General features: G+C 70.0%; 20 protein-coding genes. 14 read left to right on the top strand and 6 right to left on the bottom strand.

Annotated features, from left to right (window positions below):
• Positions 1 to 69: 69 nt before the first annotated feature.
• The 6 genes from ACH4S9_RS36010 (at position 70) to ACH4S9_RS35985 (ending at position 3,115) form a co-directional block, all read left to right on the top strand.
• Positions 70 to 1,320 (top strand): helix-turn-helix domain-containing protein, encoded by a 1,251-nt coding sequence (locus tag ACH4S9_RS36010; protein WP_398375754.1) that lies wholly within the window; start codon positions 70 to 72, stop codon positions 1,318 to 1,320.
• Between the two features lie 95 nt (positions 1,321 to 1,415).
• The gene (locus ACH4S9_RS36005) at positions 1,416 to 1,850 is read left to right on the top strand and encodes a hypothetical protein (RefSeq protein WP_398375753.1); all 435 of its coding nucleotides are present in this window, start codon (positions 1,416 to 1,418) and stop codon (positions 1,848 to 1,850) included.
• Positions 1,847 to 2,032, top strand: coding sequence for a hypothetical protein (locus ACH4S9_RS36000; RefSeq protein ID WP_385350301.1), 186 nt, complete (start codon positions 1,847 to 1,849; stop codon positions 2,030 to 2,032). The genes ACH4S9_RS36005 and ACH4S9_RS36000 overlap by 4 nt, the downstream gene beginning before the upstream one ends.
• Entirely contained in the window at positions 2,029 to 2,256 is a 228-nt protein-coding gene (locus ACH4S9_RS35995) for a hypothetical protein (RefSeq protein WP_385350297.1), read from the top strand. Before ACH4S9_RS36000 ends, ACH4S9_RS35995 begins: the two co-directional genes overlap by 4 nt.
• Positions 2,257 to 2,456: 200 nt before the next feature.
• Positions 2,457 to 2,582 carry a hypothetical protein gene (locus tag ACH4S9_RS35990; RefSeq protein ID WP_398375752.1) on the top strand — a complete coding sequence of 42 codons (126 nt, stop codon included), beginning with the start codon at positions 2,457 to 2,459 and terminating at the stop codon, positions 2,580 to 2,582.
• Between the two features lie 206 nt (positions 2,583 to 2,788).
• The gene (locus ACH4S9_RS35985; protein WP_398375750.1) at positions 2,789 to 3,115 is read left to right on the top strand and encodes a hypothetical protein; all 327 of its coding nucleotides are present in this window, start codon (positions 2,789 to 2,791) and stop codon (positions 3,113 to 3,115) included.
• 25 nt (positions 3,116 to 3,140) lie between these two features.
• Here the strand turns inward: ACH4S9_RS35985 and ACH4S9_RS35980 are convergent, their stop codons facing one another.
• Both ACH4S9_RS35980 and ACH4S9_RS35975 read right to left on the bottom strand, forming a co-directional pair.
• Positions 3,141 to 3,743: a GNAT family N-acetyltransferase gene (locus ACH4S9_RS35980; protein ID WP_311728563.1), complete on the bottom strand. Its 603-nt coding sequence runs from the start codon at positions 3,741 to 3,743 to the stop codon at positions 3,141 to 3,143.
• 31 nt (positions 3,744 to 3,774) lie between these two features.
• Entirely contained in the window at positions 3,775 to 8,478 is a 4,704-nt protein-coding gene (locus ACH4S9_RS35975) for a putative T7SS-secreted protein (RefSeq protein WP_398375748.1), read from the bottom strand.
• Positions 8,479 to 8,810: 332 nt separating this feature from the next.
• Here ACH4S9_RS35975 and ACH4S9_RS35970 point away from each other — a divergent pair, with 332 nt between their 5' ends.
• Complete coding sequence (locus tag ACH4S9_RS35970) at positions 8,811 to 9,341, top strand: helix-turn-helix domain-containing protein (protein WP_398375746.1); 531 nt, start codon at positions 8,811 to 8,813, stop codon at positions 9,339 to 9,341.
• Positions 9,342 to 9,372: 31 nt separating this feature from the next.
• Here the strand turns inward: ACH4S9_RS35970 and ACH4S9_RS35965 are convergent, their stop codons facing one another.
• From ACH4S9_RS35965 to ACH4S9_RS35955, 3 genes are all read right to left on the bottom strand, one after another.
• Positions 9,373 to 9,990, bottom strand: a complete 618-nt coding sequence (locus ACH4S9_RS35965; protein WP_311723851.1) for a recombinase family protein — start codon at positions 9,988 to 9,990, stop codon at positions 9,373 to 9,375.
• Between the two features lie 374 nt (positions 9,991 to 10,364).
• A complete protein-coding gene (locus ACH4S9_RS35960) occupies positions 10,365 to 11,024 on the bottom strand; it encodes a response regulator transcription factor (RefSeq protein ID WP_311723408.1) in 660 nt (219 codons plus the stop codon).
• The gene (locus tag ACH4S9_RS35955) at positions 11,021 to 12,178 is read right to left on the bottom strand and encodes a sensor histidine kinase (RefSeq protein WP_311723407.1); all 1,158 of its coding nucleotides are present in this window, start codon (positions 12,176 to 12,178) and stop codon (positions 11,021 to 11,023) included. Before ACH4S9_RS35955 ends, ACH4S9_RS35960 begins: the two co-directional genes overlap by 4 nt.
• Positions 12,179 to 12,343: 165 nt before the next feature.
• On the opposite strand from ACH4S9_RS35955, the gene ACH4S9_RS35950 reads away from it, so the two are divergent.
• Genes ACH4S9_RS35950 through ACH4S9_RS35940 form a run of 3 tightly spaced genes read left to right on the top strand, consistent with a single transcriptional unit; the run spans position 12,344 to position 15,672 of the window.
• Positions 12,344 to 13,099, top strand: a complete 756-nt coding sequence (locus tag ACH4S9_RS35950; protein ID WP_311723404.1) for an ABC transporter ATP-binding protein — start codon at positions 12,344 to 12,346, stop codon at positions 13,097 to 13,099.
• Positions 13,100 to 13,114: 15 nt separating this feature from the next.
• Complete coding sequence (locus ACH4S9_RS35945; protein ID WP_398375744.1) at positions 13,115 to 15,217, top strand: FtsX-like permease family protein; 2,103 nt, start codon at positions 13,115 to 13,117, stop codon at positions 15,215 to 15,217.
• Positions 15,214 to 15,672, top strand: a complete 459-nt coding sequence (locus ACH4S9_RS35940) for an ABC transporter permease (RefSeq protein WP_398375743.1) — start codon at positions 15,214 to 15,216, stop codon at positions 15,670 to 15,672. The genes ACH4S9_RS35945 and ACH4S9_RS35940 overlap by 4 nt, the downstream gene beginning before the upstream one ends.
• Before the next feature lie 197 nt (positions 15,673 to 15,869).
• On the opposite strand, the gene ACH4S9_RS35935 is transcribed toward ACH4S9_RS35940, so the two are convergent.
• Positions 15,870 to 18,788 (bottom strand): Tn3 family transposase, encoded by a 2,919-nt coding sequence (locus ACH4S9_RS35935; RefSeq protein ID WP_398375741.1) that lies wholly within the window; start codon positions 18,786 to 18,788, stop codon positions 15,870 to 15,872.
• Positions 18,789 to 18,921: 133 nt separating this feature from the next.
• On the opposite strand from ACH4S9_RS35935, the gene ACH4S9_RS35930 reads away from it, so the two are divergent.
• The 4 genes from ACH4S9_RS35930 (at position 18,922) to ACH4S9_RS35915 (ending at position 24,664) form a co-directional block, all read left to right on the top strand.
• Positions 18,922 to 19,623, top strand: coding sequence for an RNA-guided endonuclease TnpB family protein (locus tag ACH4S9_RS35930; RefSeq protein ID WP_398375740.1), 702 nt, complete (start codon positions 18,922 to 18,924; stop codon positions 19,621 to 19,623).
• A gap of 307 nt (positions 19,624 to 19,930) precedes the next feature.
• The gene (locus ACH4S9_RS35925; protein ID WP_398375739.1) at positions 19,931 to 20,332 is read left to right on the top strand and encodes a DUF1992 domain-containing protein; all 402 of its coding nucleotides are present in this window, start codon (positions 19,931 to 19,933) and stop codon (positions 20,330 to 20,332) included.
• A 211-nt stretch (positions 20,333 to 20,543) separates the two neighbouring features.
• Complete coding sequence (gene asnB, locus ACH4S9_RS35920) at positions 20,544 to 22,400, top strand: asparagine synthase (glutamine-hydrolyzing) (protein WP_398375738.1); 1,857 nt, start codon at positions 20,544 to 20,546, stop codon at positions 22,398 to 22,400.
• A 326-nt stretch (positions 22,401 to 22,726) separates the two neighbouring features.
• Positions 22,727 to 24,664, top strand: coding sequence for a cellulose binding domain-containing protein (locus tag ACH4S9_RS35915; protein WP_398375737.1), 1,938 nt, complete (start codon positions 22,727 to 22,729; stop codon positions 24,662 to 24,664).
• Positions 24,665 to 24,739: the final 75 nt, after the last annotated feature.

The following is a 24,739-nucleotide window of genomic DNA, read 5'->3' as shown; positions in this document are numbered from 1 at the left end:
CGGCCTCACACCAGAGGGGCCTTGCCTCATACCCTGGCAGCGACGAGCTGGACAGAGAGGGGCAAGGCCATGCCATCTGACGCTACCCCCAACCCGCTGGACCACCCGCTGGTCTTCGGCCAGCGGATGCAAGTCCTCCGCACACGCCGGGGCATGAGCCGTACCGTCCTCGCCGGTCTTCTCGACAAGTCCCCGAGCTGGGTGAAGCAGGTGGAGAACGGCGCTCTCCACACTCCCGGATTTCCCATGATCTTGCGCATCGCCGAGGTCCTACGCGTCCGCAACCTCGCTGAGCTCACCGGCGACCAGACGATGCCCATCGATCTCTTCATCGGCCCCGGTCACGCCAAGCTGCCTGCGGTGCGAGCCGCGATTGACGCATTCCCCGTCGCCGACGATCGCGAAGCACCTTCGGCCACGCACCTGAGGGCATGCCTCGAACGCGCTTGGTCAGCCCGCCACTCCGCACCCAACCACCGCGATGTGATCGGCACTCTCCTGCCGAACCTCATCCGGGACGCACAGCTCGCCGTACGCCAGGCCGACCGCGCCCCCGACCGGCGAGCGGCTCAAGCGGTGCTGGCCGAGGTCTACGGCCTCAGCCAGTTCTTCATCGCGTACCAGCCGGACTCCGCCCTCTACTGGCGCGTGGTCGACCGCGCGATGGTCGCTGCCCAGGAGAGCGAGGACCCGCACGCCATCGGTGTAGCCGCCTGGCTCACCGCCCAGGCCCACCGCGAGAGCGGTCCCGCCCACTTCGACGCAGCCGACGCAGTCACCCTGGAGGCCCTGCGCTACCTCATGCCTCTCCTGCCGGACGCGCCGGACGATGTGCGCGCCATCGCGGGCGCCTTGCAGTTCGAGACCGGATACACCGCCGCACGCCGCGGAGACACCGGCACCGCGTGGAGCTACTGGGACACCGCAAGCAAGATGGCCAAGCGGCTCCCCGCCGACTACTACCACCTCATGACGTCGTTCTCCCGGGCCATCATGGGGGCGCACGCGGTCACGGTCGCCGTCGAGTTGCACGCGGGCCCGGAATCCGTACGGCAGGCCGCGAAGGCCGACACAGAGACAATCCCTTCACGACCTCGGCTGGCCCGGCACAGGATCGAGGAGGCCCGGGGCTACCAGCTTGACGGGCAGCCGGAGACCGCGCTGGCAACGTTGGACAAGGCGCACGAGGCTGCCCCAGAGACGATTCGTTACAACGGCTACGCGCGCCGCATCGTCCTGGAAGAGACGGAGGCGAAGTCTCCTGAGCGTCGCCGTCGTGCGGCCGCACTGGCCGTGAAGATCGGCGTACTGGCCACCTGAACCCGCGTTCGAGGGGCAGAATCTCTGCCCCCTCCCCGCCCCCGGCGCTCTTACGGTCGGTAATCACCTGATCACCGATGACGTCGGGGGCTCCTGTGGAGACGACGAGCAACCACCGTGTCCTGTCGTGGACGCCGCCCAGCGGGCAGAGCGCGGAGCTGCGGCCCGCCGGCCGATCGTGGGACGTCGTGCGCGTTCCCCTCTCGATCGGCATCGGCAAACGCACCCTCGGCTTACTGGGGGCGACGACGGGCGCGGTCATCGAGAACCCGATCGACAGGATGCTGTACTGGCTCATCGAGCCGGGCGCCGCCGCCCAGTGGGACATGAGCCTGCTGCCCTCCGTCCAGGTGTGGGGAGCGACCGCCTACATCGAGGTACCTCCCGCAGCTCGCACGACGGGGCCTGGCGTCCACTGGCGCGTACCGCCCCGATACGACTGCCACCTGACCGATCCGGCGGCCCTCCTCACCGCGCTTCAGACCGCGACCCGCGAAGCGCTCGGGCCCCGCGAGGAGGCCGCCCGGTGACGGAGTACTGCTACCGCTGCGACAAGTCCACCCGCGAGCCGATCACCGTGCTGCGCGCGTCGGCGTCCGGGCCCGGCTGCCTGCGCCACCTGTGCCCGGACTGCAACCGCCGACGGCCGCACCCCGACGCCGACCTGTACGAGGTGCTGATCACCTTGCAGCGCGACAGGCAGGCGACATGACCGCCCCGGCCGGCGGCCGGCGTCTGTCCCCGTACTGCGCCATGTACACCGCCGAGCCCGACACCACACCCGCCGAGATCCACGCATTCTGCAAGGGACCGGGCGAAGTCCGGGCGGCGCCCGTACCGCCCGCGACCCGGGGCGCGCTCATCTTCACCGTCCGCTGTGACTGCGGCTGCCACCAGACCCCGCCCATCGAGGCCCTGAAGGCAGATGCCACCTAGACCGGCGGGCCTCTGCCAGTGACTTTGTGGTGAGTTTGAGACAGCGACACGCCGAAGCGACGGCGTGTCGCCGTCTCAAACTCACCACAAATCCAGCCCTCGACGGCGTACGCCCGCCCAAAGCCTCGCCCCGGCCCCCGCTTGCAGGCCAGTGGCCGGGACGAGCACCGCGCAACCGCGCGAGGACACAGGAGCAGCCCATGCGATTACAGCACGCCTCCCGCCACGACCCGGAAAGCGGCGACACCATGCCGGACACCGACGCCCCGACCCCCGGCGGCCAGACACCCGGCGACTCCGACGACGGACGCGAATACGCGCACTAGCCAAATGGCGGCCCCGCCCCCGCCGCGGGGCCGCTCCCACCACGCAGGAGCCACCCTCATGACTGCGTCACACTGGCACTGCTACCGCTGGACCGGAGAACGCCGAACCTACGACGACGAGTCCACACGCCGACCACCACACCTCGTCGTCCACGACATCACGCCCCACGAGTGGAAACAGATCACAGCCGCCAGCCCCCGCCTTCATGGCCAGCGAGGTGCCGCCCCTGGAGGTACCGCACTGGCTGCTGCGCCCGGCCAGAATGATCAAAGCCACCTTCCAGGAGCCGGAGAAAGCCTCAGCCTGGTACCGGGACCAGGTCACCGACCTGACCCCCGCCTTCATGACCGACCACGACAAGAACCCCACCCGGCAAGCCGAACGGTTCGCGGCCGCCGACGACCGGCTCAGCTGGGGCGGGGATGTCGTCGGCGGCTGGTACCTGCGGGGGACCGGGTTCGCCTCCGTCCACGTGGTCGCATGCAGCGCGAACCGGATCCGGCCGACCATCCCCTGCCCGAGGATCCCCTAGCAATAACGGGGCTCGGCCGCCCCGCTCACGCGCGGCGCGCCGAGGCTCCCGCGCCGACCGCCGCCGAGCCGTGGACCGCGACGCCGTCCGGGCGGCCCAGCTCCAGATACATCTTGACGTCGTCGAAGCGCTCGTCGCCGACGGCTATCCCGCTCGGCAGCCGACCCCACTCCCGGAAGCCCAGGTCCTCGTACAGGGCGATCGCGCCATGGTTGTTGCCGCGGACGCCGAGGATCAGCAACTCCAGACCGGCCGCGCGCACGTCGTCGATCAGCGCGGACACCAGGAGGCGGCCGATGCCCCGGCCCCGGGCGGCGGGGTGGGTCATGACCTGCTGGATCTCGGCGCTGTGCCGGTAGCTGGCCACGGCGGCGCGCCGCCGCCAGAGCGCGCAGCCCAGCACCTCGTCCGACCCGTCCGCCGATGTCGCCAGAGCGAGCGCCGCGTCCCCGGTCCGTACGTCGGCCAGGACCCCGTGGAGCCAGGCGTCGGTCTCCGCCCGGTCGGGCGGCGTGAGGTAGCCGATGGCCCCGCCGGTCTCGGTGACGGCGTGGATCATCCGGTGCGTCCTCGCCAGCAGCCCCTCGTCCAGGGCGGTCGGCCAGACCAGCTCGACGGGGTCGGTCATGTCGTGTGCTCCTTGTGCGCGTTCCGGCCGTTCATTCCGGGCGGAAGAATTTCAGGCACGCCGCCCAGTGCACGCGGCCCATATGCGGATCCAGCATGAACGACAGACGAACCGGATTCTTCTCCGTGACGATGGCGGTGCCGTAGGGGATCCCGTCCTCCAGCGGACCCAAAATGTAGTCCGGCATCATGGTTCCCGGCTCGTAGGTCCACACCGGCACCATGCGCGGATCCCCGTCGATGACAGCATCCGCCTGCCAGCCCATCAGGGGCTCGCCGTCGTCCGCGTACACGGCGACCCTCGTGCCCTCGGGCACCTCGAACGTCGGAAGGTCGGTCTCGATCCCGCCATGACCGGCGAATACAAGCTCGCCGTCAGGGCGTGGTCCCAGCGTGCTCCGCGGTTGGTCCCAATCAATGCCGTCCTCATAGGGGGCCAGCCCCAGGGGGTCGACCCAGCGGTGCGGATTGGGGACGTAGGTGACCGGGTTGGGGGCGGGGGTGAGGCCGAGAGGGTCGGGGGTGAGGTAGCGGGCGGTGGTGGGGTCGTAGTAGCGGTGGTGGTTGTAGTGGAGGCCGCTTTCGGGGTCGAAGTACTGGCCCGGGAAGCGCAGGGGGGTGTGGGTCTGCCCCGTACGTTCTTCCGTCGTGGTGCCCCAGAGGGTGGTGCGGCCTTGCCAGGCGATGTCGCCGGTTTCGTCGATGAGTTCGGTGGGGGTGCCGATGTGGTCGGTGACGATGGCAAAGAAGCGGCGGTCGATCTCGCGCTGGGTCGCGGCGTCGGTGGTGCGCTCGGTCTGGGTCAGGGGGCGGAAGCCGTCGTGTTCCCAGGTGAGAGTGGTCGGGTCGCGGAGGTCGGGTGTGGTGGTGGTCTGTTCGACGAGGGTGTGGCCGTCCCAGGTGAAGTCCGTCTGTTCGAGGACGGTTTGGCCGTCGTCGGCTAGGCGTTGTTTGGTGGTGCGGCGGCCGAGGGGGTCGTAGAGGTAGCGCCAGAGGGCGCCGTCGGGGGTGGTGAGGGTGGTGAGGTGGTTTTCGGTGTCCCAGGTGTAGTGCCAGGTGTCGGGTTTCTTCGACAGGCGGGTTTTCTGGCGGAGGGTGAGGCGGCCGGCGGTGTCGTGTTCGTAGCGGACGCGTCCGGCGCGGGTGATGCGGGTGCCGGTGTAGGTGCGCGGGCCGGTGGCCTCCGGGGTGGGCTGTTCGTGTGGCCAGGTGGCGTGGGTCTGGTTGCCCGCCTCGTCGTAGGCGTAGGTCTCTGTCCAGCCCTCGGCCCGGACGGTGGTGACCCGGCCCGCGTCGTCCAGGTCGAAGGTGCGGGGGCCGCGCAGTTGATCGTCAACCGCCGTCAGGTGGCCGTCGGGGCGGTAGGTGTAGGCGCGGTGCTGAAGGCTTCCGCCTTCCGGGCCGGTCAGGGTCTGCTCGGACAGCCGCCCGGCCGGGTCCCAGATCTGCGCGAGATTGGCGGTAGGCCCAAGTTGGCGGGCTGTTTCCCGGCCTACCGCGTCATACGTGAAGTCGAGGGTGTGGCCGCAGGTGGTCAGTGTGGTGCGGCGGCCCGCCGCGTCGTAGGTGAACCTGGATTTCGCGCCGGATGGGGTGGTGCGGCGCACGGTGCGCCCCAGTGCGTCGTAAGCGCGGGTGAGGACGCGGTCGCCGACGATCTCCGAGGTGATGCGGCCCATCCGGTCCCGCCGGTACGTCAGCGCCACCTCCGGGCCGACGGCCTCCACCAGCCGCCCGGCCGGATCGTAGGTGAAGGTGGTGACCCGGCCGTCGGCGTTCTTGCTGACGATTCGGCCGCACTCGTCGCGCTCAAGGGAGGTGGTCTGGCCCAGGGGGTTGGTGCGGGAGACCAGTTGGCCCGTCGCGTTGTAGGCGTAGGTGAGGCTGCGGCTGTCGAAGTCCGTCTCGGCGAGCAGCCGGCCGACCGGGTCGTAGGTGTAGGTCCAGGTCTGGCCCTGGGCGTTGGTGACCTCGGTGAGGCGCAGCCTCGTGTCGTACGTGAACTCGTGCCTGGCCCCGTCCGGGCCGGTCTGGGCAGCCAGCAGGTCGAAGTGGGTGTACTCGTAACGGGTCAGGCCGCCGCTCGCGTCCACGTAGGTGGTGGGGTTGCCTTCGCCGTCGTAGGTCCAGGTCTGCTCGGTGCCGTCCGGGGCGATGTGCCGCAGCGACCTGCCCTCGACGCTCCACTCCAGGTGGGTGGTGGCGCCGAGGGGGTCGGTAATGATGGTGGGGCGGCCGAAGGCGTCACGGTGGTAGGTGGTGGCCGCGCCCAAGGGGTCGGTGATCTCGACGGGGAGCCCGGCCGCGTCGCAGCGCACACGCGCGGCGTCGCCGAGCGCGTTGGTGGCCGTGGCCAGGTGGCCGTGGTCGTCGTAGGTGTAGCGGGTGGTGTGGCCCAACGGGTCAGTTGCCGTCGTGCGGTTGCCCCGCTCGTCGTACGCGTAGCGCCAGGTGGCCCCATCCGCGTGGGTGACCTCCACGGGGAGGTTCAGGGTGTTGTAGGTGGCGGTGCGCCGGTGTCCGTCGGGGGTGGTCACGGAGGTCAGCCGGCCGGCCGTGTCGTAGGTGTAGGCGGTGGTCCGGCCCAGCGCGTCGGTGCGGGACAGGATCCGGCCGTAGCGGTCGCGACGGGTGCGGGTGGTGTGGCCGAGCGGGTTCGTCACGGCGATGACCTGGCACCGGTCGTTCACCAGATAACGGGTCGTGTGGCCCTCGGCGGTGGTGACCGTGGTGACCCGGTGGCCCGTGCGCTCATCGACCGGGCCGTAGTCGATGTGCAGCGCTATGTGGCCCTCGGTGCCGCCCTCTGCAATGCAGCGGTCCCGGTTGTCGTAGACATAGTCGTAACGGCGCTCGTTGGTGTCGATCCACGCGATCACCCGGCGTTCGGTGTCGTACTCGAACCGCAGCGGCAGACCGGAGGACTTGACCACCTCGGTGAGGTTCCCGTCCGTGTACGCGTAGCGGATGAGCTGCTGGTCGGCGCCCGTCAGGTGAAGGGCGGTGATGCGGCCCTCTTCGGTGGTGATTTTGAGGTGGTAGCCGCCGCTGTGGACGATGCTGGTCGGGGCGCCCTGCGCGTCGTATTCGAAGGTCAGGCGGTGGCCGTTACGGTCGCTGAGCTCCGCCAGCAGGGCCTCGCCGTCGCCGCCGCCTTGCGGGCCGGTGAAGTAGCGGGTGTGACCCGTGTCCGGATCGGTGAGCGTGTAATCGCCTTCTGCCGTGCGCTCCAGGGGCCACCTCGGGCCGAGTTCGGGCAGGGTCGGCAGGCCGGGGGCCGGGTGGGGGTACGAGAGCAGCAGTCCGTCCTCGGCGACGAACGCCACGCCCCGTGCGCCGATTTCCAGCCGCTGATCGGCGGTGCTCGACCATGACGGGCCGAACCACCGGCCCGCCCGGTACCCCGACTCCGCCCGGCGCACGAACACCAGCGGCAACGCCCCCGGCAGCACCACATCCCGCTGCGGCAGATACATCCGCCCCGACGCCAGGTCCACCGGATCCGTACCATCCGCGGTCTTCGCAACGTCCGGCGTCGCATGCGGCGCCGGGCCGTCCTTGGCCAGCGTCTGCAACCCCGACCTCTCAGCCCGGGCGACGGTGGCGGGCAGCCGCTCCGCAGCGGTGACGGCAGCCTTCGCACCGCCCAGGCCCTTGGTACCGATCAGCTCCGGCACCAACCGGCCCAGCCCCTCGGACGGATCCTGCTGGAACGCGCCCCACATGCCCTTGATCGCCGCAACCGGATCATTGGCCATCCGCAGCAGACCAGCAGCCGTGTTGTTGAGGTTGGTGACGTATTCGGCGGGGTGGGTGATGTTGTACAGGTCCAGCGGGTTCACCTGCCGGACGAAGTTCAGCAGGCCCGCCGTCCCCTTGACCACGCCACCCAGGAAATGGCTCGCGTCCAGGTTCAGCCCTTCCAGCCCGTCGCCCACCTGCCGGGCGTACGACGGCTTCTTCGGCGCGGCGTCCCGCGCCCCCTCCACCGCCGCCTTCGCCACCCCATGCGCCTCATCCCGCTGCCGCCGCGCCTCCGCCAACAACTCCTGCGCGGCCTTCACCTCCGCCGCCCCCGGATCCTGGAACGCCCCCGGCTTGTCCGGCAGCGAGGACGGGTCCCGCTTGTCCGCAGGCAGGCCGTTGTACGCGTCCACCGCCTTGTTGTACGCGGACACGGTGTCGTTGTGCGCCGAGCGGGCGTCGTCCGAGGCCTTCTTGCCCTTCTTGTAGCGCCGGATCGCCTCCTCCGCCTGACCCTGCGCCCACTCCACCGTCCCCGCGAACCGCTCCAGCGCCCCCGACGCCTTCTCACACGCATCCGCCGCTGCGAACCACTTCTTCGGCTCGACCGACACACTCTCCCGGAACGCGTCCGCCGCCTTCCCCTTCAACGACCCCGAACCCAGCCCCCGCAACCCCTTGCCCACATTGTTGAACGCGGTCTTGAAGTCGCTCAGATGACTCGCGGTCGACCGCAGCTTGGACGGGCTGCCGTGGATCAGCTTCTTCGCATCCTCGCTCTCACCCAGCTGCATCTCATCGACAGCCGCTCCCAGCGCGTTCGCCGCCGAATCCGACTTGTCCCGGACCCAGTCCGCACCGCTCTGCCAGCCGACGTCATCCAGCCGATCCGCCGTCCAGTCCCCCGCCTCGTCGATCGCCCCACCGACATCCTCGACCCGGTCATCGACCCAGTCCTCGATGCCATCCGGTATGAAGTCTCCAAGCTCCACGCGCAGTTACCCCCGTGCAACAGTCGCAGCGGCCTGTCTCCCGGCCGTTGATCGGCACCGTACCCGCCAAGCGGAACGCGGGACACCGGGGGCCCGGCGGCTGGGTGCGTTCAGCCTGTTTCCGCCACCGAGATCTAGCGAGGGAGTACCAGGATTCAGCCTGGTAGGGAATCGCTTCTCAAGGCTGTCCTGACCCCGGCTTTTACTGGTTCGGCGAACGCGTTGTGCCTGTACTTCGTAACGAAAACCAAGCATATGAAGAAGAAAGGGCAGTTTACGCCTGTTCTGATCTCTCGGCACTCGACCAAAAGCAACGTTCGTACGATGCTGGCATGCAGCTTCGTTTCCAGTATCGCGTCATCCTGACACCCGGGCAGCGCATCCGCGCTGCCCGGGTGTTCGGGTGTCGGCGCGTGGTCTGGAACGACGCGCTGGCGATGCAGAAGCAACGCAAGGCGTCGAACAAACGGCTCGGCCCTCCAAAGGACCGGATCGCTGAGGGCCCGTATCAGTCGATCCCGAAGAACGCCGAGCTGGGCAAGACGCTGGTCACGGTGGCGAAGAAGACCGAGGATCGGGCGTTCCTCTCGAATTGTCCGGTCGGCGTGATGCAGCAGACCCTCCGCGATCTGGACGCGGCGTGGAAGGCGCACGAGGACTCCAAGACGGGCAAGCGCAAGGGACCGAAGGTGGCCACGCCAAGGTTCAAGAGCCGCAAGGACACCCGGCAGACCGCACGGTTCACCCGTTCCGACCGCTGGTCGATCCTCGAAGACGGCATGCTCCGCCTTCCCAAGATCGGTGATGTGCGGGTCACTTGGACCCGCGACCTGCCATCCGGGCCCAGCTCGGGGTGCCGGTAAGAACCGTGTCACCAGCCGCAAACGGCGGTGATCAGTCCTTTGACCTGGAGGGTCGGGGCAGTTCTGCCGTGTTGGTCGACTCGGCGAGCGCGAGACGGCCGCCCTTCAGTTCGGGCACGTAGTTGTAGATGGTGTTGCGGGAGACCCCGAGGAGCTTGGCGATCGAGGTGACGGTGTTCTCCGGGCGGGCAAGCAGGTCGCGGGCGTGACGTACCTGTTCGTCGGTCATGGCCGGCGGGCGGCCGAGGCGGGCACCTCGGGCGCGGGCGGCGTCCAGGCCCTCGTTGGTGCCTTGGACGATGAGTTCGCGGATGAACTCCGCCAGGGCCGCGAAGACATGGAAGACCAGGCGCCCGCCGGGCGTCGTCGTGTCGAGCGCCTCGTGCAGCGAGGTGAAGCCGACGCCGCGCTTCCGCAGGCCGGACACGATGGCGATGAGGTCCTGGAGAGAGCGGCCGAGCCGGTCCAGCGACGGGACGACGAGGGTGTCGCCCTCGCGCAGGTAGTCGAGGGCCTTCCACAGTTCCTCGCGTTCGGCGTTCTTGCCGGACTTCTTGTCGGAGAAGATCCGGATGCACCCTGCTTCGGTGAGTGCGTGGATCTGCCGGTCGAGCAACTGCCCCTTGGTGGACACGCGTGCGTATCCCACGAGGCTGCCGGTCCGTACGGCCGGAACGGGTGCGAGGAGATCGGCGGTGTCGTCGTCCTGGGGTGGCTGCACCTGCCAGATCGTACAGAAATCGGTGCTCCTCAAGTTCTTGAGCACATCGACTTTCTGACACCGTTTTATGGGCATGATCCGGTGCCGATCCGACTGTGCGCCGCCGCTTACCGATCTTGCTCATCAATCGGTCGATTCCTGCACGCCACAGCAAAGTGGGAACGCTTCGGCGGTCATCAGTGCGTTGGTTGAGGTCCCCGGTGGCCGGGGCGATCGAGAACAGCCAGGCCCGCAGGCGTCCTCGTTGTCGTAAGCGGCGATGGGCCAGATCGCAGACCTGGGGTGACCTGCTTGCTGCCGGGTCATGGTGAGGACGGCACCAGGCCCGCTCTGTAAGCGATGATCACGAGCTGGACACGGTCGCGAGCGTCGAGTTTGGTCAGCAGTCGCGCCACATGGGTCTTGGCGGTGGCGTGGCCGATGAACAGTTCGGCGGCGATCTCGCTGTTGGACAGGCCGCGCCCGACGAGCGTCAGCACCTCGCGTTCCCGCTCGGTGATGCCGTCGAGCCGCTGCGGCGGGACGGCAGCCGGGGCGGGACGGCTCGCGAACTCCTCGATCAGGCGACGGGTGACGCTCGGCGCGATGAGGGCGTCTCCAGCGGCCACGACGCGGGTGGCGGTGAGGATGTCGTCCAGCGCCATGTCCTTGACCAGGAATCCGCTGGCCCCCGCCCGGAGCGCGGCGTAGACGTTGTTGTCGTCGTCGAAGGTGGTGAGCATGAGCACGCGCGGTGCCGGGGTATCGGCGGTGATCATCCGGGTGGCTTCGATGCCGTCCATGCCGGGCATCCGGATGTCCATCACGACGACGTCGGGCCGGAGTTCCCTGACCAGCCGGACTGCCTCCGTGCCGGTTCCGGCCTCGCCCACGATCTCCAGATCGGGGGCGTCGGCGATGACCATGCGAAGGCCGGCTCGTACGAGAGGCTGGTCGTCGGCGAGGACGATGCGTACGGTCATCCCGGCAGCCTGGCTGTCACCCGAAAGCCGCCCTCGGGGCGCGGCCCGGCGCTGAACTCGCCGCCCAGCAGATCTGCTCGGTCGCGCATTCCAGTGATTCCGTAGCCGGTGCCGTCGGTCGCGGCATCGGGCGGCGCGCCGGTGCCGTCGTCGACGACCTCGATGGCCAGCTCGGCGGTGCGGTAGTCGACGTTCACCTGGCAGTGGCGGGCGTTCGCGTGGCGGACCACGTTGGTCAATGACTCCTGGATGATGCGGAATGCCGATTGGTCCGTGTCGGGTGGCAGCGGACGTTTCGTGCCCTGCCAGCGCACCTTTACGTGGAGTCCGGCCGTGGCGGTGCCCTGCGTCAGCCGGTCCACGCCTGCCATGCCCGTCACCGGTTCGGGTTCGGTCCGGTGCAGCGTGCCGAGCATTTGGCGGAGCCCCACGAGGGTCTCCCGGCTGGTCAGCTCGATCGCGTCGAGCGCTCTGCGGGCTCCCTCGGGCTGGGTCTCGATGACCCGCTTGGCCGCGCCGGCCTGGATGGCGACCACTCCGATGCTGTGGGCGACCGTGTCGTGCAGCTCCCGGGCGATCCGCAGGCGCTCCGCCTGCACCGCCTGGGCGGCGGCCTGTTCACGCAGCCGCTCGGCGTACTCGCGCCGCTGGCGGATCGAGCTGCCCAGCGTCCAGGAGACCAGGGCGACCGAGGCGATCGGCACCGCGGCCTCGGTCACACCGTGCGCCCAGCCTCCGTTCGTGATCCGCCAGCCGCTGATCTGCGCCGTGAGGACCGCGACGGCCGCCATGGCAGTGGTGCGACGGCTGCGGTCGGCGGTGGCGGCGATGTAGAGCAGCAGCACGTCCGCCGTCGGGAGCAGCAGAGCCCACGCCCAGGGAGCGAGCGCCGCAGCCGCCAGGGATTCGGTGAGGACCAGGCCCAGGACCGGCAGTGGTCGGCGTCGGGCCGCTACGAGCGGCAACGCCAGGCCGACGGCCAGCGCCAGGCCGGCCCAGGGGCCCCGCAGGAAGGGGGCGGCCTCGGGCCCGCCCTGTTGCTCGAGCAGCCACAGCGCCAGTGCGAACAGCAGAGCCGCGCACCAGGTGAGGACCGGCCAGGCGCCTGGCGGGATGCGTCCGAGCAGGGGCGGCCGGGGCTTGATCTCTTCCACAGGCCGAGCGTAGGCGTGCACCCGGCTCCCCGCGTCGCCTTACAGGCGTACGCCTGCGGCATTACGGACCACCCAACGGGTCCGCTGAGGGCCGGACGCCCCCAGGACCCGGCTTGGGCGAGCGTGGACGGCGTTCCGAGCTCCACCGAGAGGACTCCAATGGTGATGGAGACGATGACGACGACCACGTACGCGGCGGCTGCCCGAGCCCGTGGGCTGCACAAGGTCTACGGGGAGGGGGAGACCCGGGTCCTGGCGCTGGACGACGTCAGCGTGGAGTTTCCGCGCGGCGAGTTCGCCGCGATCATGGGTCCCTCGGGATCCGGCAAGTCCACGCTGATGCACTGCATGGCCGGGCTCGACAGCGTGACCTCCGGCTCCGCGACGATCGGCGATGTGGAGCTGGCCGGCCTGAAGGACAAACAGCTGACCCGGCTGCGCCGAGACAGGATCGGGTTCATCTTCCAGGCCTTCAATCTGATGCCCACGCTCACCGCCATGGAGAACATCACGCTGCCCGGGGACATCGCCGGGCGCAGGCCCGACAGGGACTGGCTGGCACGGGTCGTCGACGCGGTGGGCCTGGCCGACCGGCTGAGGCACCGCCCCGGCCAACTGTCCGGCGGACAGCAGCAACGCGTGGCCTGCGCCCGCGCCCTGGCAGGAAAGCCCGAGATCATCTTCGCCGACGAGCCCACCGGGAACCTCGACTCGCACGCCGGCGCGGAGGTCCTGGCGCTCCTCGGATCCTGCGTGCGCGACTTCGGCCAGAGCGTCGTCATGGTCACCCACGACCCGGTGGCCGCCTCCCACGCGGACCGGGTGGTCTTCCTCGCCGACGGCCGCATCGTCGACGAACTGCGATCGCCCACCGCCGACAGTGTGCTGGACCGCATGCGCCGGCTCGACCGCGTCGGCTGACGGGGGCTGTCACCCATGTTCCGTACCGCACTGCGCAATGTCCTGGCCTACCGCGGCCGGCTCCTGATGACCACCCTGGCCGTGCTGCTCGGCACCGGCTTCATGACCGGCACCATGATCTTCTCCGACAGTATCCACCAAGCCGCGAACAACAGCCGCAGCAAGGACTTCACCGGCATCTCGGTCCAGGTTGCCGACGACACCGCAGGACTTCCCTCCAGCGCCAGGCAGAACAGCACCAAGAGCTCCGCCCGGCTCACAGAGGCGACCGTCCGTCGGATTGCCGCGCTGCCGGGAGTCGCCGGGACCCGCGCGGTGGTGAGCGGCACCGCTGCCATCGCGGACAAGAACGGCAACATGATCGGCGACATCATGAGAAGCACGGGCGCCAACTTCGTGCCGGATGCCGCCGGGAACGATGCGCGCTACCCGATGCTCCAGGGCCGAGGACCGCACACCGCGACCGAGGTCGCCCTGGACCGGGGCACCGTCGAGAAGGCAGGCTACCGGCTCGGTGACACCGTCCGCATCGCCGCCAACGGCCCTGCCATCAGCGTCACCCTGACCGGCGTCTTCTCCTCCGACGCGCCTGCGGTCCGGTCCGGCAACCCGCTGGCCCTGCTGGACACCCAGGGCGCCCGGCGGGTGCTGTCGCTGGCGCCGGACCAGTACAGCAGCATCGACGTCACCGCCGCCCCCGGCACCTCCGAGACCGCACTGCTGCACGCCGTCACTCCGCTGGTCCCCGGCGGCAACCAATTCCGAGCCGAGACCGGCGCGCAGCTGGCCGCGCAGCAGGCCGAGATGCTGGCCCAGAGCGGCAGGAGCCTGGCCACCATGCTGACCACCGCTGCCGGGATCTCGCTGTTCATCGGCATCTTCCTCATCGCCAACACCTTCACCATGCTGGTGGCCCAGCGCACCCGGCAGCTGGCACTGCTCCGCGCCATCGGCGCCGGGCGCAGCCAGGTCACCCGCTCCGTGCTGATCGAGGCGCTCCTTGTCGGTCTCAGCGGCTCCGCCGCCGGACTGCTCCTCGGCATCGGCATCGGCGCCGGTCTCGCGGCGGGAGTGAAGTCCCTGGACGCGGACCTCCCCAGAGCCGGCGTGGTCATCACCCCGACAACCGTGCTGATCACCCTGCTCGTCGGCACCCTGGTCACTGTCCTGTCCGCCGCGCTGCCCGCCCTCCGCGCCTGCCGGATCCCCCCGGTCGCCGCGCTGAGCAGCGGCGAGCAACCCGCCACCCACCGAAGCCTGTTTCTTCGCAACGTCCTCGGCTCCCTGACCACCGCCGGGGGCCTCGGCCTGGTCCTGTTGGGCAGCACCGAGAGGGGCGCCACGGCGCGTTTGCCGCTCATGGTGGGGGCGCTCCTCGCGGTCCTCGGGGTCGTGCAGCTGCTGCCGCTGCTGTCCCGCCCGGTGATCGCCCTGGCCCGCCCGCCGCTCGCCCGCCTTTGCGGCACCCCCGGCTCACTCGCCGCACTCAACGCGATCCGAAACCCGCGCCGCACCGCGAGTACAGCCGCCGCCCTGACCATCGGACTCACCCTGGTCACCGCGATGACCGTGATCGGCGCCTCGGTCTCGGATGCGATCGACCGTGCCGTGACCAACGAGATGGCGGCGGACTACGCCGTCACCACGCTCACCGGCACCCTGGACCCGAGCATCGCGACATCGGTCGCCCAGGCCCCCGGGGTGGTCGCCTCCAGCCCGGTTACCGACGTGGAGTGGCGGATAGCCGGCGTGCGGACCGAGGCGAAGGGCCTAGACGCCGACAGTGCCGATCAGCTGGTCCGGCCGAGCATGAGTCAGGGGGCGGCCACGGCACTGAAACGAGGTCAGATCCTGGTGGACTCCGACTTCGCGGGCCGGCACGGACTGGCCGTCGGCTCCACCGTGACCGTGGCGCCCCGCGCGGGACCGGCGCCCGCCTCACCGTCGGCGGGGTGTTCGCACCCAGCCGGATGCTCGCCCCCGTGCTCCTGCCGGGCGGCGTGGTCGCCGCACACCAGCCGTACGCGCCGGCGCAGCAGATCCTGGTCAAGGGCGCGAACGGGGCAACCCCTGCCTTCAAACAGGCTCTCAAGGACGCCACCGGCAAAAGCCCTGTGATCGAGGTCGAGAACAAGCAGGACCTGAGGGACGGGTTCGACCGCACCATCACCTTCGCCCTCAACCTGCTCTACGCACTGCTCGGGATGTCGTTGCTGGTCGCGGCCCTGGGAGTGGTCAATACGCTGGCAATGGCCGTGTTCGAGCGCAGGCGCGAGCTCGGCCTGCTCCGGGCGATCGGCCTGGACCGCGGCGGCGTCAAGCGGATGGTACGGCTGGAATCGGTGTTGATCTCCGTCTTCGGCGCGGCGATCGGCATGGCCTTCGGCGTCTTCCTGGCCTGGGCGGCCGGTACCACCATGACCGTGACCCTGCCAGAGCTCCGCACGGTCTTGCCCTACCCCAAGCTGTTGCTGATGCTGCTGGCCGCCGTTCTCGTCGGCCTGGCCGCCGCCCAATGGCCGGCTCGCCGGGCCGCCCGTCTTGACGTGCTGGACAGCATCACCGCGGACTGACGGCCCGGCCTGCTCCGAAGGTCACGCCGGATCGCCCGGCGCCCGCCGCGTGCGGTCATAAGCAGCGGAGCGCCCTCGTACTTGATGTACTTGGCGTTTCGCCAATGCAGCGAGCGTGCGCGCAGGCGTCGCGGGCCCGGGACGATCTGCTGGACCGGCCGCAGCTGTGGCCTCTGTGCTGCTGCGTCAAGCCCCGGCTATGCCGTCTGGTGGGCTAGCCCGTGGCCGGCGGCTTCCGCAATGCGGGGGCCCGGCACGGAGGCCGAGGCGAGGTTGAGGCGGGCGGCCATGTTCAGGTTGACCTCGCCGTACGGGCGCACATGGGACCAGAACAGCGGGGTCAGTCCGCGCCGGTCGGCGGGGGTGAGCAGGTCGGCCCACTCCGGCTCGTCCATGACGTCTTGGAGCATGAGGGTGTTTACGTAGACCAGAGCCGATTGCAGAATCCGCAGGCACAGAACGAACATCTCCTGCTCGTCGCGCCGGTTCGAGGCGATCTCCCCGCCCTTTCCGTAGGCGATCATCGCCGCGTAGGTGGGGTGGGAGGCGTTGCGGGTGAAGCGGCGCAGGATCGCCTCGGTGGACGCGGTACGGGTACGGATCGCCGTGGCGTACTTGATCATCTGGTCGTACTGCTGGGCGATGAGTTCCCAGCGGATCGGGCGGGTCAGCGCCGGGGTCAGCTGCGGGTAGGCGTCCGGCTCGCCGGCCACCGGCCGGTACAGCTTCACCTTGTTGATCCGCTTGATACGCGGTAGCAGGTCGAAGTTCAGCAGCCTCGTGATGCCGAACCCGATTTCCGACTGGCCGTGCGAGTCCGTGTAGTTGGCCTCCACGTCCATGGTGGTGCCGTGCCGCATCGCGCCCTCGATCATCGCGGCGACCTCGGAGGCGGTGCAGTTGATCAGCTGGGAGTGGATGGCCAGGGACTTCTTCTCCACGTGCCAGTAGATGAGCACCCCGCGGCCGCCGTAGCGCGAGTGCCACTCGGTGAACAGGTTCTGGTCGTAGGCGCGCACGTGGGTGGAGTCGGAGGCGACCGCGGTCGAGCCCTGGCCCCACAGCTCGGTGCTGCGGGCGGCGAAGGTGGCGTTCGCGATCTGGACGGCGATGGCGCGGGCAGCTTCGGCGGACAGGTAGCGGCGGCGTACGTAGCGGAGTTCGTCCTCGGTGTGGCCGTGGCCGCCGGACGCCACGGCCTTGATCCCGGTGTTCGTGCCGTACGCGTAGATGACCAGCAGCAGGCGCTCCGCCAGCACTTCCGGCGAGAGGCTGCCGCCGCCGGAGACGGAGGTGACCGCGTCCAGGCAGCCGGTGTGCAGCACCGCTTCCTTCAGCATGTCGACGAGCGGCACGATGCCCCAACGCCTCTGTACCTCGGCCTTGATTCTGCGCAGGTTGCGCGGCTCGGGCTGGGACTCGGCCGTCGTGAGCCGGATCGCCCCGGACTTCCGCTCGGCGATGTCCAGCCAGGACAGCTTCGGCATTTTGTCGTTGAGCAGGGTCAGCTCGGCCGTCATCTGCTCGCGCAGCTCGTCGACGAACACCGCGGCGTCCAGGGGCTTGCGCAGCTCCCGGTAGTTCTCCGCCCGCCGGGCCTCGAAGTCCTGGGGCAGGTCCTCATCGGGGTTGCGCCACTTGTCGGCGCCGACCACCCAGATCTCCTTGCACTTGAGCTGATCGCGCAGGGCCTGGAAGGCCACGACCTCGTAGACCATGCGCACCACCCGGCGTCGGCCGCGCTTGTCGGTGCGGTGCACGACTTCCGCCCAGTCCCCGCCCATCGCCTTGTGGACCGGCACCGTCTCGCCCAGCGGGTAGTACGTCGTGTTCCCCGCGTTCGCGTACCGCGCCACCAGCGCCAGGGCCTCGATCACGGGCCGGTGGGCATGGTTGGAGGAACGGAACTCCAGCACGTCCAGCAGCTTGATCAGCCCGCGCCGGTAGTGGTTGGTGTACGACGCCTTCAGCGTCGTCTGCACCGTGCGCCGGTAGATCGGCCCGCGGGTCTTGAACTCGTGCACCAGCTCCCGCAGCGTCGCCTCGCCCCCGGACACCGCCGCGAACACGACCTGGCGGACCGTCCCCTCCGGGGCGCCGAGCGACGCCTCGGCGAGCTTGAAGAGGATGTTCTCCTTGCCCGATACCTTCTTGAACGCGTTGATGAGCTGCTCGGTGACCTTCTTCTCCGCCCGCGCCCCGATCCGGTGCACGGTAGAGATCAGCAGCTCCACCAGCGTGTCGGTGATCTCCCGCTCCCGCTCGTGCAGCAGAGCGGCCAGCAAGGTCACCCGCAGCGGTACCGGGTGCGTCCGCAGGTGGGAAGGCGACTCGACCGCGGCCCGTGCCTGCCAGCTGGCTACGACCTTCGGCGCGACGTCGATGAACAGATCCCGTGGCAGGCCGATCGCCCGCACCGCCAGGAGCTTGTCGATCTCGGTAAGCATCGTCTCCAGGCTCACGTTGCCCGGCGCTTCCTTGATCTTCCCCAGCACCGGCGGCGCGTCCACGCCCTCCGTGCCGCCACCGTCGGTTCCGGCGTCGTCGTCCTCGTCGGCGCCGCCGGCCACCAGAGCCACGATCCGCTCCACGTTCTCCGCGGTCAGCCGCGAGGAGATCCGGGCCGTCAGCGACTCCTCGGCCGCCCGCAGGGCAGCCGCGACGATCCGGTCGCACCGGCCCGGCGTGGGCGGCTCAATGTTCTCAGCACGGCAACGCGCCAGCAGTTCCACCCGTACCTGCTCGGACCTGCGTTCCTTGAGCGCGACGTGCTCGGCCAGATACGCCGTCAGCTTCTCCGCGTCCGCGACGCTGCACTCACGGAAGCCGAGATGGCCCCGGATCTGCGCGCGGTGGTACTCGACCGTACGGCCCGTCCAGTCGTAGGACTCCAGCTCCGAGGCGGGAACCTGCGCCTGCCGGGCGACGAATTCCACGGCCTCACCGGGCAGCTCTGCCCGGTTCCGGGGAAACCGGCCGTACTGCGTGTAGAACTTCAGCAGCACAGCGAAGCCCAGTCGCGTCACACCGCGCTTGCCGGACACGAGCGCCTGCTCGTCCTTCAGCAGCGTCCAGTGCTCGACCAACTCGTCCAGGTCCAACGGAGTACGGGCCACGATCGCTGATCGTCCCCGCAGAGCCTCACTCACCGCAGCCGTACGGCCCGAGACTCACCCACACGGGTGACACCCTCGGAAGATCACCGCCGTTTGCGGCTGGTGACACGGTTCTTACCGGCACCCCAGCTCGGTGACGCTGGTCAAGGACCGCTGCAGCCGGTACTGGGTGTCCTTCGTCGTGGAGACCGACCCGGCCGATGACATCCTCCCGCCGACCGATGGGGACCAGGGCATCGACCTGGGCCTGGCCCGCTTCGCCGTGCTCGCCGACGGCTCGCACATCGTCTCGCCGAAGTATCTCCGGAGGGCGGAGAAGAAGCTGAAGAAGCGGCAGCGGGAGTTGTCGCGAAAGAAGAAAGGCAGCAACAACCGGGACAAGGCCCGGATCAAGGTCGCCCGCGCCCATGCCGCCGTGGCGGACGCGCGCCGGAACTTCCACCATCAGTGGTCTCACAGGCTGACGCGCGAGAACCAAGCCGTCTTCGCAGAGACCCTGAATGTGCGAGGACTGGCACGCGGCCGACTGGCCAAGAGCGTGCACGACGCGGGCTGGTCCCAGTTCGTGATGTTCTGCGAGTACAAGGCGACCCGACGAGGCCGGGCTTTCGTCAAAGCGGCCCGGGCTTTCCCCAGTTCCCAGATATGTTCCGCCTGCGGACACCGGGATGGCCCCAAGGCATTGCACGTCCGTACCTGGACATGCCCGCAGTGCCGGACGCGGCACGATCGAGACTGGAATGCCGGGCGGAACGTCCGCGATGAAGGCCGTCGCATCCTCGCGGCCAACACGACAGCACCACCCACCCCAGGACCTGGGGCCCTGCGCCGGTAACGGCACGGGTAAACGCCTGTGGAGCGCCGTTAAGACCAGGGGGTGCCCTGGCAGTGCGCACAACCCCCATCCAGGTGGGGAGGAAGCAGGAACCCGCCCGAAGCCGGTGGCCTCTCACTCCGAAACGCCACCGTCAGACGGAGAATCCTCGGCCGTCAGGCCGATGGAGGAGGTCAACACTTCCGGCGGCTGACCAGCATCTCGCCGCAGACTTACCGCCACGTGTTCCGGTCCCGGTCGATGCCACCCGGGGCGCAACATTAGGCACCATGGGAGTGACCGCAGGCATCCGAGGGAGGAGCACACCGTGACCGAGCGCAAGCCGCCCGGCATCAGCTTCGAGACGTGGGCCGACCGGCAGATCCGCGAGGCGGAGGCGCGGGGCGACTTCGACGATCTGCCCGGCAGAGGCAAGCCGCTCAGGGGCCTGGACGGGCCGTACGACGCGATGTGGTGGGTCAAGGACAAGATGCACCGCGAGGGCCTGTCCTTCCTGCCCCCGTCGCTCGTGCTGCGCAAGGAGGCGGAGGACGCGCTGGCGGCGGCGCGGGGGGCCGGGTCCGAGGGCGAGGTGCGGCGGATTCTGTCGGACATCAACGACAGGATCCGCGAGGCGCTGCGCCGGCCGCCGGAGGGCCCGCCGCTGAATCTGGTGCCGTACGACGTGGACGGCGTCGTACGGGAGTGGCGCGAGAGCCGGGCGGGCTGAGGCGGTCCGCCAGCCCGCACTGGCCGGAAATTATCGTTGCCCCAGGCTACCGGTGGTGAATGCAATCACTTCGGCGTACGGTGATCAGAGCTGATCAGAGCTGATCTGAGACTCGTCAAGGGACCCGATCAGCAGCACATGACGCACCCAACACAGGGCAGAGCCGCGCCCCGGCCGCCGGGGCGACCCGACCGGAGGGAGCGACACCGCGATGTGCGGCATCACCGGATGGATCTCGTACGACAACGACCTCACCGGCGCCACCGAGCGCGACACGCTCGACGCCATGACCGCGACCATGGCCTGCCGCGGCCCCGACGCGGCAGGCCGATGGACGGACACCCACGCCGCCCTCGGCCACCGCCGGCTGGCCGTGATCGACATCGAGGGCGGCAAACAGCCCATGTCCGTCGAGCGCGACGGCCACACCGTGCTGGTGACCACCTACAGCGGCGAGATCTACAACTACCGCGAGCTGCGCGCCGAGCTGATCGACCGCGGCCACGCCTTCCGCACCAGCAGCGACACCGAGGTCGCCCTGCACGCCTACCTGGAGTGGGGCGAGGGGTTCACCCACCACCTCAACGGCATGTACGCGTTCGCCCTGTGGGACCCCCGCGAACAGCAGCTCCTGCTGGTCCGCGACCGCATGGGCATCAAGCCGTTGTACTACTACCCCACCCCCGACGGCGTGCTCTTCGGCTCCGAGCCGAAGGCCATCCTCGCCCACCCCGCCGTACGCCCCGCCGTCGACGCCGACGGCCTGGCCGAGCTGCTGGCCTTCACCAAGACCCCCGGCCACGCCGTCTACAAGGGGATGTACGAGCTGCGCCCCGGCCACGTCCTCCGCGTCCGCCGCCAGGGCCTGACCGAACACCGCTACTGGGCCCTGGAGGCCCGCGACCACACCGACGACACCAGCTCCACCGTCCACCGGGTGCGGGAGCTGCTGGACGACATCGTGGCCCGCCAGCTGATCGCCGACGTGCCCCTGTGCACCCTGCTGTCCGGCGGGCTCGACTCCTCCGCGATCACCGCGCTGGCCGCCCGCGGGCTGAAGGACGCCGGGCGGGGCCCGGTGCGCTCCTTCGCCGTGGACTTCGTCGGCCAGACGGAGCACTTCAAGGCCGACGCGCTGCGCGCCACCCCCGACAGCCCGTACGCCCACGCGCTCGCCGAGCATGTGGGCGCCGACCACCAGGACATCGTCCTGGACACCGCCGCCCTCATGAACCCGGCCCACCGCCGCGCCACGCTGACCGCCCGCGATCTGCCGTTCGGCTCCGGCGAGAGCGACACCTCGCTGTATCTGCTCTTCAAGGCGATCCGCGACCGCTCCACGGTGGCCCTGTCCGGGGAGTCGGCCGACGAGGTCTTCGGCGGCTACTCCTGGTTCCACGACCCGCGGGCGGTCGCCGCCGACACCTTCCCCTGGCTCTCGGTGTTCCGCGATTTCGGCTTCACCGGCAGCCCCACCGGCGGCCGCGAGGCGCTGCTGCACCCGGGGCTGCTCGCCAAGCTGGACCTCGACGGCTACCAGGCCGCCCGCTACCGCGAGGCGCTGTCCGAGGTCCCGTACCGCGAGGGCGACCCGGCGGCGGAGCGGCGGATGCGGGAGATCTGCTATCTGCACCTGACCCGGTTCGTGCAGTTCCTGCTGGACCGCAAGGACCGCGCGAGCATGGCGGTGGGCCTGGAGGTGCGGGTGCCCTTCTGCGACCACCGGCTGGTCGAGTACGTCTTCAACACGCCCTGGTCGCTGAAGACCTTCGACGGCCGCGAGAAGTCCCTGCTGCGCGCGGCCACCCGCGATGTCCTCCCCGACTCCGTCGCCCAGCGCGTCAAGAGCCCGTACCCCAGCACCCAGGACCCCCGGTACTCCGACGCCGTGCGCGCCGAGCTGCGCGAGCTGCTGGCCGATCCGGACGCCCCGGTCCGCCCGCTGCTCGACACGGATGCCGCCCGGCACGCGGCGGAGGAGGGGAGTGAGGACGCGCGGCAGCCGATCGAGGTGGTCCTCGGGCTGGACGCCTGGCTGCGCCAGTACGACGTCGATCTGACGCTCTGACGCACACTCCGGCAAGGGCACCGGCAAGAGCCTCAAGGGCCGCCTGACGCCACATCAGGTACAGACCAACCCCCGGCCTGGCCGGGGGTTTCGTCGCCTCCGGGACATTCGCCGCATGCCGCCGCCGAACGATGTAGAGAGATGCTCAACTCACCTGACTGGCTGTCTTGCCACTTGTGTCGAAAGCGTGAAAGGCTCGGGCGGTACCACAAAGGCACATCCCCCAACTCCGAAAAGACGCTGGCTGTTTGGCCAGCCGCTGCCCGGCCTGATAAGAGTGTTGCCCGGCGGGGGCGCCGTTGTTCGTGAGTGAGGAAACCACCTCCATGCCCCACCAGTCATCCCATGACGCCATATCCGAGACCGCTCTCCTCTCCGAATACTGGGACGCGGTGCTCGACTACGCGAATCTGTGCACCATCAGCCCGCAGGACGGAATGCGGCTGGCCACCGAGGCGTTCCGGCGCGGCATCCGGGAGACCCGCAACTCGCGGACGCGGGCATGGGGGCCGCGCCTGCCCTGGCTCCCACTGCTCCTGAGCTCCGTACGGAAGACAGCGGCCGACTGGCAGGCGAGACAGGCCGGTGAGCGGCTCGACCCGGCGCTGCGCATCTGGCTGACCTCCGACCGGGCCAGACGCTACGCCAACCCGCGCCGGGAGCAGCCGCTCGCGCTGCGCGGCTTATGGGACCTCCCTGAGGGAGACGCGGAGCTGCTGTGGTCCGTCGAGGTGGAGTCGCACTCCCTCACCACGGTCGCCCGCCGGCTGGGCTGGGACAACGCGTACACCGACGAGGAGATCCGCCGGGTCCGCGCCCGCTTCCGCGAGCTGTGCCAGCGCAACCACGTCGACACGCTCACCGACGAGGAGTGCCGCAGCTACTCCGGGCTGCTGGACGCGGCGACCCGCTCGCCGGACGCCGCCGCGCCCGAGGACCTGTGGGAGCACCTGGCCCGCTGCATGCACTGCAAGGAGGCGGCCGCCTGTCTGTATCTGCACGGCAGCGGGCTGCCCGGGGCGCTGGCCGGGGGTGTCCTCGGCTGGGGCGGGCTGCCCTACCTGGAGCGGCGGCGCAGGGTCGCGGCCGAGCACACCGGCGGCAGCCGCCTGGGCACGCTCGCGCGCAGCGTGGGGCCGCCGCTGTGGGAGCGCGTCAAGGGGATGCGGGGCGGGCGCGGCCGGTTCCGCATGGGGCGCGCGGGCAGTGCGGCGGCTGCCACGGCGGCGACCGCGAGGACACCTGCGGGCACGCCCACGGGGACGCCCGCCGGCACGCCCACCAGCACGCCCGTCGGCACGCCCGCGCCGGCTGCTCGTACGGCCGCCGAAGCGCGCCATACGTTCGACGCGTTCGGCAGGGTGGCCGCGCCGAGGAACACGGGGTATGCGACTGACGGGTTCGACGGGTACGACCCCTTCGACGCGTTCGATCCCTTCGGCACGACCAGCGCCACCGACCCGTTCGACGCCACCGGCACGCTCGACGCGGCGGATCTGACGGGTGCGGCGGGCACCACGAGTGCCTACGGCGCCACCGGGGTGATCCGCCCCCGCGGCGAGGCCGGCCGGCGGCGCGCGGGCGGCGGAGGCCGCCGGCGCAGGCCCAGGAAGGGCCGGAAGACGAGGGCGGCGGGGATCCTGGCCGCGGCCGCCGCGGTCTCCGTGATCGCCATCATCGCCTACACCAACACCGACGCCGACCAGGACGACGGGCTTCCGCCCGACGGGAACTCGGGGCCCGGCGCGCTGCCGACGGTCGGCCCCACGCACCTTCCGTCGCCGGGCGGCCCCAGCGACTCCCATGCCCCGCCCTCGTCCGGTACGAGCGAGATCGGGCACCGGACCAACCCGTCGAAGCCGACGACCGGGAAGCCCTCGCCGGACGATGACGCGTCCCCGGACAAGCCGTCCAAGAAGCATCCCTCCAAGGACCCCGAGACCGCCGGGACGACCTGCACGGCCCGCTACACCCTGGACAACGAGTGGCCCGACGGCTTCCAGGCCAAGGTCACGCTCACGCCCCGCAAGACGGTCCACAACTGGCGGCTGAGCTGGGAGTTCGAAAGCGGGCAGCGCGTCACGCAGATGTGGAACGGCGAATTCGAGCAGCGTGGGAGCAAGGTGACCGTCACCCCGGCCGAGTACAACGAGACCGCCCGGGCCGGGGAGGCCCTCGAAGTGGGCTTCCTCGGCAGCTGGGACTCCGGAAACGCCACGCCCACCGACCTCGCGCTCAACGGCCACCACTGCGACACGCGGTAGGCAGGCGGTGTTCTCCGTCCCCTGCCCACAACGCACGTGTGGCGTGCACATGATGTGCACGCCACACGAAACGTC

Origin of the sequence: Streptomyces sp. NPDC021225 (genome assembly GCF_044332865.1) — a bacterium.
Lineage (GTDB): Bacteria > Actinomycetota > Actinomycetes > Streptomycetales > Streptomycetaceae > Streptomyces.
The sequence above is the reverse complement of the archived record's forward strand: the minus strand, read 5'-3'. Positions and strand labels throughout refer to the sequence as shown.

Coding starts and splice junctions, on each gene's coding strand:
- ACH4S9_RS35950 (WP_311723404.1), top strand. CDS start 12,344: ATGGAGACGATGACGACGACCACGTACGCGGCGGCTGCCCGAGCCCGT.
- ACH4S9_RS35990 (WP_398375752.1), top strand. CDS start 2,457: ATGCGATTACAGCACGCCTCCCGCCACGACCCGGAAAGCGGCGACACC.
- ACH4S9_RS35985 (WP_398375750.1), top strand. CDS start 2,789: ATGGCCAGCGAGGTGCCGCCCCTGGAGGTACCGCACTGGCTGCTGCGC.
- ACH4S9_RS36010 (WP_398375754.1), top strand. CDS start 70: ATGCCATCTGACGCTACCCCCAACCCGCTGGACCACCCGCTGGTCTTC.
- ACH4S9_RS35970 (WP_398375746.1), top strand. CDS start 8,811: ATGCAGCTTCGTTTCCAGTATCGCGTCATCCTGACACCCGGGCAGCGC.
- ACH4S9_RS35960 (WP_311723408.1), bottom strand. CDS start 11,024: ATGACCGTACGCATCGTCCTCGCCGACGACCAGCCTCTCGTACGAGCC.
- ACH4S9_RS35995 (WP_385350297.1), top strand. CDS start 2,029: ATGACCGCCCCGGCCGGCGGCCGGCGTCTGTCCCCGTACTGCGCCATG.
- ACH4S9_RS35980 (WP_311728563.1), bottom strand. CDS start 3,743: ATGACCGACCCCGTCGAGCTGGTCTGGCCGACCGCCCTGGACGAGGGG.
- ACH4S9_RS35945 (WP_398375744.1), top strand. CDS start 13,115: ATGTTCCGTACCGCACTGCGCAATGTCCTGGCCTACCGCGGCCGGCTC.
- asnB (WP_398375738.1), top strand. CDS start 20,544: ATGTGCGGCATCACCGGATGGATCTCGTACGACAACGACCTCACCGGC.
- ACH4S9_RS35915 (WP_398375737.1), top strand. CDS start 22,727: ATGCCCCACCAGTCATCCCATGACGCCATATCCGAGACCGCTCTCCTC.